Raw genomic sequence first — 10778 nt, 5'->3', positions numbered from 1 at the left:
GACGACCTGGTCGGGTTCTTCGTCAATACTTTGGTGATGCGTACGGATCTGTCCGGTGATCCGACGTTCGTGGGTCTGCTGGAGCAGGTTCGTGATAGTGGCCTGGCGGCGTTCGCGCATCAGGATGTGCCGTTCGAGCGGCTGGTGGAGGATCTGGCTCCGGCGCGGTCGATGGCCCGCCACCCGCTCTTCCAGGTCATGCTCGCCCTGCAGAACAACGCCGAGGCAGCACTGGACCTGCCGGGTATCGACGCCGAACCCGTACCCACCGGCGAACCGGCAGCCAAATTCGACCTGTTCTTCGCTTTGAGCGAGACCTTCCACACCGACACCGACACCGACACCGACCCCGATACCAGCATGGGTACGGGTGATCGTCCGGCCGGTCTGCGCGGCGGTATCGATTACGCCCTCGACCTGTTCGACCCCGAAACGGTGGAGACACTGGCCGAACGCTTCATCCGCGTCCTGGACACTGTCACCGCCAACCCGCACCAGCGGGTCAGCGGTGTGGAGGTGCTGTCGGCGGAGGAGCGGCACCGGGTGGTGACGGAGTGGAACGACACCGACCAGGAGGTGCCCGGGGCGGCGCTGCCGGAGCTGTTCCAGGCCCGGGCCGCGAGGCATCCTGGCGCGGTCGCGGTGGTCTTCGGCGGCGTTGAGGTGACGTATGCGCAGCTCGACGAGCGTGCGAACCGGCTTGCCCGGTTGCTGATCCGTCGCGGTATCGGTCCCGAGCGCATCGTCGGGCTGGCCGTCCCCCGCTCGGTGGACCTGATCGTCGGTCTGCTGGCGGTGCTGAAGTCGGGCGCCGGTTACCTGCCGATCGATCCGGAGTACCCGGCCGAGCGGATTGCCTTCATGCTGGCCGATGCCGTCCCCTCGCTGACGCTGACCACCGCGGAGGTCGCCGGGCGCGTGGCTGCCGGGCCCGCGCTACTGCTGGACGACCCCGCGGTCGTCGTCGAACTCGGCACACTGCCGGCCGGCGCTCCCGGTGACGAGGAGCGGACCGGTCCGCTGCTGCCGCAGCACCCCGCGTATCTGATCTACACGTCCGGCTCGACCGGGCGTCCCAAGGGTGTGGTGATGTCCTGCGGCGGGCTGGTCAATCTGATGTCCTGGCACGCTTCCGCCATCCCCGCCGAGGCCGGCTCGCGGGTCGCCCAGTTCACCGCGATCAGCTTCGACGTCTCGGCCCAGGAGATCCTCTCAACCCTCTTGGACGGCAAGACCCTTGTGATACCGGACGAGGAGATCCGGCGTAGCCCGGAAGAGTTCGCGGTGTGGCTGAGGGAGCAGGAGGCCACCGAGCTGTACGCCCCCAACATGATGGTGGACGCGCTCGGTGAGGCGGTGGCGGAGCTGGGCACGGACCTGCCGCGGCTGCGCCATGTCTCGCAGGCCGGCGAGGCCCTTGTGCTCGGTGACCGGGTCCGTGACCTGTGCGGGGCGACCAGGACGGTGCTGCACAACCACTACGGTCCGTCCGAGACCCATGTGGTCACCGCCCATACCCTGCCCGGGGACCGGTCGGCATGGCCCGTGGGTACGGCGCCGATCGGCCGTCCGGTGTGGAACACCCGGGTCTATGTCCTGGACACGGCTCTGCGGCCGGTGCCGGTGGGTGTCGCGGGGGAGCTGTACGTCTCCGGCGCCCAACTGGCCCGCGGCTACCACGCCCGGCCAGGCTTGACCGCACAGCGGTTCGTCGCGAACCCCTTCAGCGCGGGGGAGCGGATGTACCGTACGGGCGACCTGGCCCGGTGGAACACCGACGGTCAGCTCGAATACCTGGGCCGTACGGATGACCAGGTGAAGGTCCGTGGCTTCCGTATCGAGCTCGGTGAGGTCGAGGCCGCGCTGAGCGCGCATCCGTCCGTGGCCCGGGCGGCGGTGACGGTGCGAGAGGACCGCCCCGGTGACAAGCGCCTGGTCGGCTACCTCGTCCCCAACGGTGGCAACACCGGCGGTGACGGCGACACCGCCGTGTGCGACCTGACTGCCCTGCGCGCCCATCTCGGCACGATGCTGCCGGAGTACATGGTGCCGTCCGCGCTGGTGGTGCTTGACGCGCTGCCGTTGACGGCGAACGGGAAGCTGGACCGACGGGAACTCCCGGCGCCGGAGTACACCTGGTCCGCACCGAGCCGGGAGCCCTCCTCGATCCAGGAGGAAGTCCTGTGCGGAATTTTCGCCGAAGAGCTGAATATGCCCCATATCGGGGTCGATGACAATTTCTTCGAATGCGGCGGGCATTCGCTTCTGGCGGTCAAGCTGGTGAGTCGGATTCGTTCGGTCATGGGTGTCGATGTCTCCGTCCATATGCTGATGGAAGCCCCCAGCGTCGCCGGACTTGCGCATCGGCTCAGTCTTCCCGCGATGAAGGACTCGCTCCGTACGCTTCTTCCCATCAGGACACAAGGGAACCTGCCGCCCCTTTTCTGTGTCCACCCGCGTTCCGGGCTGAGTTGGTGCTTCGCGCCGCTGGCCGGATTCGTACCTCCTGGCATTCCCTTGTACGGCCTGCAGGCGCGGGATGTCGACGGTTCGGGTGAGCTGCCGGGATCCATCCGGGAAATGGCGCAGGAGTACGTCAAGGAGTTGCGCACCGTGCAACCTTCCGGTCCCTATCGTCTGCTGGGATGGTCGATGGGAGGCCGCGTGGCCCAGGAGATGGCGGTACAACTCCAGGAAGACGGCGAGCAAGTGGCACTCGTCATCATGGGAGGCTACGCACCCGCCCCGATCGGCACACTCGACTCGGACGAGATCGGCCGGGAGTCCGCAGAACTTGTCCGGCAAGCGATCCAGGAACGGGCCGGCGGCGACGACGATCATTCGGATATGTCGGAAACCATCGACGAAGCGCCTTCTCTCCGCGATCTCGCCGGACTTCCGGACTACTTCCGCAGCGAGATTTCGGAAGAGGAGGCTGAAGTAAGGGCGAGGATTATCGCGAACAACACCCGTATCTATGTGAACAATTATCCTCGCAGATTCCGCGGCGATGTCCTCTTCATCTCGTCGGACGAACTCGAGGACGGTTGGGGCCGTGCCATGTGGCAGCCCTATACTTCCGGCCGGATAAGTGAGTCACGGTTGCCCTGTTCTCACGACGAAATGGCTGATCCCCCCATGCTCTCTCTGCTGTGGGGTTCGATTGCTGGTTGGCTTTCCATGGAATGGACCGGGGCCGGCCGCCCCGATGCTGCTACCTCCGAGTGACGGATAGGAATAAATGATGACGAACCCTTTTGAGGATCAGGACGCCACCTACCTTGTTCTGAAGAACGAGGAGGGTCAGTTCTCGCTCTGGCCCACATTCGTCGATGTGCCGGACGGATGGGAGCCGGTCTTCGGCGAGGCGGACCGTCAGGGATGCCTCGACTTCATTGAGAAGACCTGGACGGACATGCGCCCCAAGAGCCTGATTGACGCGATGGACGCCGGCTGAGCGGGCGCGGGGGCTGGAGCGGTGGTACTGCTGCTCCGTTCCGGCCCCCGTCGGGCATGCCGGTGCGGTGTTGCCCGCCGCCGAGGAACCCGGGAACCGCCGAAGCGCTTGATGCTGCCCGGCAGCGCGCGAAGCCGACCTCCTGGCCATCGGCATAAGGGCAGCTCAACGTACCCTTCCCCGCGGTTTAAGCCGAGTCGCGGGCAGTTCCGGGGCCGGAAGCGGAGGGCCGTCGTAGCCCCTCACCTCGCCGAAGCGGGTGCCGTTCATCCAGTCCTCGCGGGCCTGTTCGATCTCCTCCTGGGACCGTCCGATCCAGTTCCAGAACATCACGATCTCCTCCTCGAAGGGCTCGCCGCCGAGGAGCATCAGGCCGGCTTCGGAGTCGGCGCGCAGGGGGAGTTCGGTGCGGCCGCAGCCGAGGTAGAGCATGGAGCCGGCGGTGACGGGGACTCCGTCGACATGGGCCTCGCCCGACATGGCCAGGACGGCGTACTCGAAGTCCGGGTCCAGCGGGAGGCGGGTCTCGCTGCCTCGGGCCAGGGCGAGATCGGCGCCGACGAGCGGGGTGTAGGTGGTGCCGGGCGAGACGGCTCCGTCGAGTGTGCCCATGATGACCGTGGCCGTTACTCCGGGGGCGGTGACGACGGGCAGGTCGGCGTGGTGCTCGAAGTGGGGCGCGACCTGGCGGTGCGCGGCCGGGAGGGCGACCCAGAGCTGGGCGCCGTGCAGGAAACGGGCGTGCGGGCGCGGGCTCTCCTCGGAGTGGGAGATCGCCCGTCCCGACATCATCAGGCCCAGCTCCCGGGGGCGTACGGTCTGGAGACTGCCGAGACTGTCGCGGTGCAGCACCTCGCCCTCGTGCAGCCAGCTGACCGTCTGGAGGCCCATGTGCGGATGCGGCGGCACCTGCATACCGGGCTCGTCCGCGATGTCGTCCGGGCCGTAGTGGTCGACGAAGGCCCAGGCGCCGATCATGCGGCGGCCCAGGTTGGGCAGCAGTCTGCGGACCTCCGTGGACTCGCCCAGCTGGACGCGGCGGGGGCTCAGCAGTTCCCGTACCGGCTCGGCGACGACGAACCCGCGCCCGCCGCAGACGGAGACGGCGGCCTGACGATCAAGATTACTCATGCCGCCCAACCTAATCCTCCGCCCCCGCAACCAGGTCGCGTGACCGTTGACCGGTTCATATCCCGGTACTGGCATACGCGTTTACGTACCCGCACGCTGATCACAACTGCCCAACGTCACGGGTCCCGACGGCGCACTCGCCGAGAGTCCACGCGCTGTGCCGGTGTGGCTCAGACGGCCACGGGGACGGTGAACCGCGCGTCCGCGAGGGCGAGGGCGGCCCGGCGGGCCTCCACGGCGGTCGGTGCGGCCGACGCGGCCTCGGCGATCGCCCGGCAGCGGGCGAGCGAGTGGTGACGGAGGGCGTGGCGTACCGCGGGCAGTGCAGGCGCGGACATCGAGAGGCTGGTCACGCCCATTCCCGTGAGGGCCAGGGCCATCAGGGGATCGGCCGCGGATTCCCCGCACACCCCGACCGGTTTGCGCGCCCGCTCCCCGGCGCGGGCGGTCGCCGCGACGAGATCCAGCACGGCGGGCTGCCAGGGGTCGAGCAGGTCCGCGAGATCGCCGCCGGTACGGTCGGCCGCCATCGTGTACTGGGCGAGGTCGTTGGTACCGACGGAGACGAAGTCGACCTCAGCGAGGATCGAGGCGGCCCGGAGGGCGGCGGCCGGGACCTCGATCATCGCTCCGACGGTCCGGATACCGTGCGCCCGGGCGAGACGGGCGAAGGTCCGGGCCTCGTCGGCGGTGGAGATCATCGGAGCCATCACCCAGATACGGGCGCGCTCCGCCGGCGGCAGCGCACGCGTGGCCCCGCCCAGGGCAGCGAGCTGCTCTTCGAGCAGGTCGGGCACCGTACGGACGAGCCGGTAGCCGCGTACCCCCAGCGCCGGGTTCTCCTCGTCCTCCTGGGCGGCGAACGCGAGCGGCTTGTCGGCGCCCGCGTCGAGGGTGCGCACCACCGTCCTGGCGCCCTTCACCGCGGCGAAGGCGCGCGCGTACACCGGGGTCTGCTCTTCGCGCGACGGCGCCCGCACCGCGTCGAGGAAGAGCACTTCGGTACGGAAGAGCCCCACGCCCTCGGCGGCCGAGGGGCCGAGCCGCTCGATGTCGTGGACGGTGCCGACGTTGGCGAGCAGCGCGACCGGACGGCCGTCCTCGGTCGCGCCGGGAGAGGTGTCCTCGGCCAGTCCGCGCTCGCTCTCCGCTCGGGCGCGGAGGGAGTCGACCAGTGCCGGTCCGGGGTCGGCCGTGACGGTTCCGTTCGCGGCGTCGACGGCGACGACTGTCCCCTCGGGAATGCGCGTCGCCCCGGTCGCCCGTACGACACACGGTATGCCGAGCTGCCGGGCGATGATGGCCGTGTGGCCGGTCGGCCCGCCCGACTCCGTGACGAGAGCGGCCACTTTCGTCAGATCGAGGGAGGCGGTGTCGGCGGGGGAGAGGTCGACGGCACAGACGACGGACGGGCCACGCAGTCCTGACAGTCCGGGTGCGGGCAGCCCGAGTATGCGGGCGACCGCGTGATCGCGCACGCTCGTCAGATCGGTCGAACGCTCGGCGAAAAGCCCCCCGGCGGCGGTCAGCAGCGCCATGATCTCGGCGATGGCTCCGTCCACGGCGACGGCCGGGCCCTGACCGTCCTCGATCCGGTCGCGCACCCTGTCCGCCAGCTCGGGATCCGCCGCCATACCGGACGTGGACCGCAGTACGTCGCCGAGCGCGCCCGGTGCGGCGGCGGCCCGTTCGGCGAGATCGGCGGCCACCTCGGCCAGCGCGCGCCGGGCCAGGGCGAGCGCCGCGGGGGCGTCCGACGGATCGAGCGGGCGCCGTGCCTCCGGGGGGATGACGGGCGCGGACCGGACGAGGACGAGCGGCGCGACGGCGCCCGAGCGCCCGACCCCCAGTCCAGACACCGTACGGGGCTGGTTCACGGTGGCCGTCACTGTCCGTCGAGCTCGGTGGCGAGCAGCGCCGCGAGCCGGTCGAGTGCGGGCCCCGCCGTGTCGTCGTCGGAGGCGAGGACGACGTTCTCCCCCTCCTTGAGGCCCAGGCTCATCAGCATGAGCGTGCTGCTCGCCGAGACCGGGTTCCCGTCCGCCCGGCGGATGGTGACGCGGTGACTGGTCTCCGCCGCCGCGCGGGCGAGGGCGGCGGCGGGTCGGGCGTGCAGCCCCTGCGAGCACAGAACAGTGGCGTGGCGCTCCGGCATTTTCCACTCCTTGGATATGTAAATCACGAGCGCCGCTCAATTCACGACGCTGAGGGGGGTAATGGGGAAATGGGTCAGACGGTGGTACGGCCGACGGGTACGGGGGGTACGAACCCCACGCGGACGATCTCGGTACGGGCCCCGGTGATCTCGACCGTCGACACGCTGCAATTGGCAAGAGGTATGACGCCCGTGCTCCCGACGAGTGTCAGATAGGTAACCAGCGTGATGCCATGACTGACGACCAGGATCTCGCCGTCCGGGTGGGCACGCGCGATCCGTTGGAAGGCATCGGCGACGCGGGAGAGGTAGACGGCGGCCGGTTCCCCGCCGGGCAGCCCCGGATGTCTTCCACCGATCACATCCGCAAAGAACTCACGGGGATCGGTCCGACCGAACAGCTCGCTCTCGGGCTGCCCGTCCAGCGAGCCGAACGCGTACTCCCGCAGTCCGTCGTCCGCGCGCAGCCCCAGCCCTTCATGGTGCCCGAGGATCTCCCGCGCGGTGGCCATCGTCCGCCCGGAGGGGCTGGCCCACGCCGCCGTCAGCTCGATGCCGGCCAGGTGGGCGGCGGTCGCCCGCAGCTGTTCGCGGCCGTCGGGCGTCAGGGGCGAGTCGCACCAGCCCTGGAGCCGGCCGGCGGCGTTGTACTCGGTGCGCGCGTGCCGTACGAGATGCAGCCTCATCGCGGGCCCGCCCCCGGAGCGAGTGCCGGTGCGGCGCCTGCCGGTGCGGCGGGGCCGACGATTTCGGCGCGGATCAGGTCGAGCGCGCTCATCACCGCGACGCTCTCGTCCAGCGGCATGAGCGGGCTCTCCCGCTCGCCCGCACGCAGGCACCGTTCCACTTCGAGAGCCTGGAAGTGCATGCCGCGCCCGGGATGGGCGGGCGGTTCGTAGCGCCGTACGGGGCTGCCGGGGCGGCCCGCGTCGTACCGCGTGAAGCCCGTCGAGGTGAACCAGTAGGGGTCCAGCTCGATCCATCCCTCCGTGCCGATCACGGCGGCGCTGTTCGGACCGGGCGTGTCCATGCTGGTGACGGTGGTGGACGTCGTCCCCCCGCCGTGCCGCATCAGGACCGCAGCGCTCGTGTCGACGCCGGCCGGGGTCGCGGAGCCCGTGACGGTGATTCCGTGCGGGGGGCCCAGCAGGTGGAAGGCGCACGAGAGCCCGTACACGCCCAGGTCCGCGACGGCGCCGCCGCCGAGCGCCGGGTCGTAGTGCCGGCCGGACGGTGAGCCGTCCAGCTTCTGGAAGTGATGGGTGACGACGCTTCTGAGCTCCCCGATCGCGCCGCGGGCCAGCTCGGCACGTACCTCGCCGAACGTGGGCAGGAACCGGGTCCACATCGCTTCCATCAGGAACACCGACCGGCCGCGGGCCGCGTCCACCAGGCGGCGTGCCGAGGGGGCGTCGGAGGTGAACGACTTCTCGACGAGTGCCGCCTTGCCCGCCTCGATCGCGAGCAGCGCCTGGTCGGCGTGGAAGGGCTGCGGTGTCGCGACGTACACGACGTCCACCTCGGGGTCCTCGACGAGGGCCCGGTACGAGCCGTGGGCGCGCGGTATCCCGGTCTCCCGCGCGAACCGCTCCGCACGGGCGGGGTCGCGTGCCGCCACCGCCGACACATGCAGCCCGGCGGCGGCGAGGTCCGCCGCGAAGACACGGGCGATCTTGCCCGCGCCGAGGATTCCCCACTGGACGTCACGCGTTCGCATTCGCCACTCCCGGTCGCCGTAAAGCCGCCTCTGACGGACGTGCCCGCACAAAAAAAGACCCGGGAGCGCCGCCTCTCGGCAACTCGTCCCAGGTCTTGCCCGACTGACGCCGGTCACAATCCGTCTGCCGCACGGTAGCCGCGAGTCCGTCCCGACGTCAATGCCACCGCCACCACGCCGTATACGACCCTCGTCGGGCAAACTGGTCGTGCGTGACCTCTGGACACGGATAAAACCGACGTCTACTGTCTCGCCCCAAGACACCTCCGGGTGTCGCACCAAAGCTGGGATTGTTACTGGACCACAGGCAAAACCCAAGCTGAGACCCGCCTATTCTCCGGAATGGCGAAGGGGTCGCGGCTTGGGTTTTTTTGTTGCCCGATACCGGGCACGCGGTTCAGGGCAGCGGGGCTCAAGGAGGAGCCGTGACAACCACAAGCACGAGCAAGTACGCATTGATCGCCGAAGAGGTCCTGAAGGGCGTCGGCGGCAAGGAAAACGTCAGGTCCCTCGCCCACTGCGCGACCCGGCTGCGCTTCGTTCTCGTCGACCCGGCCAAGGCCGACAAGGCCGCCGTGGAGTCCACACGCGGTGTCATCACGGTCGTCGAGGCGGGCGGCCAGTTCCAGGTCGTCATCGGCAACACGGTCGGCCAGGTGTACGAAGAGGCCGTCTCCCAGGGCGTGGAGACGGGCGGCACCGGCGCCGGCGGCGGGAGCCTTCTCGCCCGCACGATCGACCTCGTCACCAGCATCTTCACCCCGTTCCTGTGGGTCCTGGCGGCCGTCGGCCTGCTCAAGGCGTTCCTCACGGTCGCGGTGAAGATCAGCCCGGACTTCGGCACCACGTCGACGTACGCGATCTGGTTCGCGGCCTCCGACGCCGCGATCCAGTTCCTGCCGATCCTGCTGGCCATTACGGCCGCCAAGCGCTTCAAGGCGAACCAGTTCACGTCGGTCGCCATCGCCGCAGCCCTGGTCTACTCCGCCACCATCGCCGTCATCCCCGGCCCGGACGGCACGAGTGTGACGCTCCAGGCATTCGACCAGGCCGGCGGAGATCTGACCTTCCTCGGTATCCCGGTGGTGATGGTCAGCTATCTGTCCGCCGTCATCCCGACCATCCTGGCGGTGTACTTCCAGTCGCACGTGGAGCGCCTGGTGGGGCGGGTGCTGCCGGAGGTGGTGCGCAACTTCGTCACTCCGCTGGTCACCCTCGCGGTCGTCGTCCCCGTGACGTTCCTCGCCATCGGGCCGGCCTCGACCTGGGTCGGCGACGGCCTCGCGTCCGGCGTCGACTGGCTCTGGGGGGTGGCCCCCTGGGCGGCCGGCGGTGTGCTCGCCGGTCTCTGGCAGGTCTTCGTCCTCTTCGGTGTCCACTGGGCCTTCGTGCCGATCATCGTCCAGCAGCTGGCGAACACGGGCCACTCGGAGATGACGGCGGCGCTGTTCGCCCCGGTGCTGGCCCAGGCGGCGGCGACCTTCGGGGTGTTCCTCAAGACGCGCAACCGTGATCTCAAGGTGGTGGCCGGTCCGGCCGCCGTCTCCGCCTTCCTGGCGGGCATCACCGAACCGGCGATCTACGGTGTCACACTGCGGCTCAAGCGCCCGTTCGTCTTCGCCTGCGTCGGCGGCGCGATCGGCGGAGCCGTCGCGGCGGCGGGCGGCACGGCGGCCACGGGCTTCGTCGTCCCGGGCGCCATCACCGTGACCGCGACCCTGGGTGTCGGCAACTTCGCTCTCCAGCTGATCGGCTGCGCGGTCGGCATGATCGTCGCCTTCACCCTGACGATGGTCGTCGGATTCAAGGACCTGCCCGCGACGGTCGGGACGGCCGAGGGCAGTGCGGACGCCGCGGCCGAGGAGGTCGTGGCGACGCTCCAGACGCCGGTCGCGGGCAAGGTCGTACCGCTGGACGAGGTTCCCGACCAGGTGTTCGCCTCCGGGGCGATGGGATCCGGCCTGGCGGTGATCCCCAGCGAGGGCAAGGTGTACGCGCCCGTGTCGGGCACCCTCCTGAGCGTGATGCCGCACGCCTTCGGCATCCGCAGCGACACCGGTGTGGAGGTGCTCGTGCACATCGGACTGAACACCGTCGAACTGAAGGGCCGGGGATTCACCCCCGCCGTCACCCAGGGACAGCGGGTGCACGCCGGCGATCTGCTGACCGACGTCGACCTTCAGGTGATCACCGACGCGGGCTACAACCCCATCACCGTCCTGATCGTGACCGACCCGGGCAGCCACACCGCCGTCGTGCCCACCGCCACCGGCGACGTACAGCCCCGTCACGCCGCACTCGAACTCATCGGCTGAGGA

8 protein-coding genes are annotated in these 10778 nt (G+C 69.6%); 3 read left to right on the top strand and 5 right to left on the bottom strand.

Annotated elements, in window-relative coordinates; translation table 11 throughout:
- Nucleotides 1-6 precede the first annotated feature (6 nt).
- Together AB0389_RS02370 and AB0389_RS02365 are read left to right on the top strand one after the other, a co-directional pair.
- Nucleotides 7-3228: an amino acid adenylation domain-containing protein gene (locus tag AB0389_RS02370; protein WP_366393444.1), complete on the top strand. Its 3222-nt coding sequence runs from the start codon at nucleotides 7-9 to the stop codon at nucleotides 3226-3228.
- Between the two features lie 16 nt (nucleotides 3229-3244).
- Entirely contained in the window at nucleotides 3245-3457 is a 213-nt protein-coding gene (locus tag AB0389_RS02365) for an MbtH family protein (RefSeq protein WP_366393443.1), read from the top strand.
- A 165-nt stretch (nucleotides 3458-3622) separates the two neighbouring features.
- On the opposite strand, the gene AB0389_RS02360 is transcribed toward AB0389_RS02365, so the two are convergent.
- From AB0389_RS02360 to AB0389_RS02340, 5 genes are all read right to left on the bottom strand, one after another.
- The gene (locus tag AB0389_RS02360) at nucleotides 3623-4588 is read right to left on the bottom strand and encodes a pirin family protein (RefSeq protein ID WP_366393411.1); all 966 of its coding nucleotides are present in this window, start codon (nucleotides 4586-4588) and stop codon (nucleotides 3623-3625) included.
- A 170-nt stretch (nucleotides 4589-4758) separates the two neighbouring features.
- Nucleotides 4759-6465: a putative PEP-binding protein gene (locus AB0389_RS02355; protein WP_366393410.1), complete on the bottom strand. Its 1707-nt coding sequence runs from the start codon at nucleotides 6463-6465 to the stop codon at nucleotides 4759-4761.
- 8 nt (nucleotides 6466-6473) lie between these two features.
- On the bottom strand, nucleotides 6474-6743 hold the full coding sequence (locus AB0389_RS02350) for an HPr family phosphocarrier protein (RefSeq protein WP_366393409.1): 270 nt from the start codon (nucleotides 6741-6743) through the stop codon (nucleotides 6474-6476).
- A 74-nt stretch (nucleotides 6744-6817) separates the two neighbouring features.
- The gene (locus AB0389_RS02345; RefSeq protein ID WP_366393408.1) at nucleotides 6818-7429 is read right to left on the bottom strand and encodes a histidine phosphatase family protein; all 612 of its coding nucleotides are present in this window, start codon (nucleotides 7427-7429) and stop codon (nucleotides 6818-6820) included.
- Complete coding sequence (locus tag AB0389_RS02340) at nucleotides 7426-8460, bottom strand: Gfo/Idh/MocA family oxidoreductase (RefSeq protein WP_366393407.1); 1035 nt, start codon at nucleotides 8458-8460, stop codon at nucleotides 7426-7428. Before AB0389_RS02340 ends, AB0389_RS02345 begins: the two co-directional genes overlap by 4 nt.
- Nucleotides 8461-8885: 425 nt before the next feature.
- On the opposite strand from AB0389_RS02340, the gene AB0389_RS02335 reads away from it, so the two are divergent.
- Nucleotides 8886-10775 (top strand): beta-glucoside-specific PTS transporter subunit IIABC, encoded by a 1890-nt coding sequence (locus AB0389_RS02335; RefSeq protein WP_366393406.1) that lies wholly within the window; start codon nucleotides 8886-8888, stop codon nucleotides 10773-10775.
- Nucleotides 10776-10778 lie beyond the last annotated feature (3 nt).

Source organism: Streptomyces sp. NPDC093109, from assembly GCF_040701725.1.
Lineage (GTDB): Bacteria > Actinomycetota > Actinomycetes > Streptomycetales > Streptomycetaceae > Streptomyces.
Note: the sequence above shows the minus strand (reverse complement) of the source record. Positions and strands in the feature narration are given on the sequence as shown.

Coding starts and splice junctions, on each gene's coding strand:
- AB0389_RS02365 (WP_366393443.1), top strand. CDS start 3,245: ATGACGAACCCTTTTGAGGATCAGGACGCCACCTACCTTGTTCTGAAG.
- AB0389_RS02360 (WP_366393411.1), bottom strand. CDS start 4,588: ATGAGTAATCTTGATCGTCAGGCCGCCGTCTCCGTCTGCGGCGGGCGC.
- AB0389_RS02350 (WP_366393409.1), bottom strand. CDS start 6,743: ATGCCGGAGCGCCACGCCACTGTTCTGTGCTCGCAGGGGCTGCACGCC.
- AB0389_RS02345 (WP_366393408.1), bottom strand. CDS start 7,429: ATGAGGCTGCATCTCGTACGGCACGCGCGCACCGAGTACAACGCCGCC.
- AB0389_RS02340 (WP_366393407.1), bottom strand. CDS start 8,460: ATGCGAACGCGTGACGTCCAGTGGGGAATCCTCGGCGCGGGCAAGATC.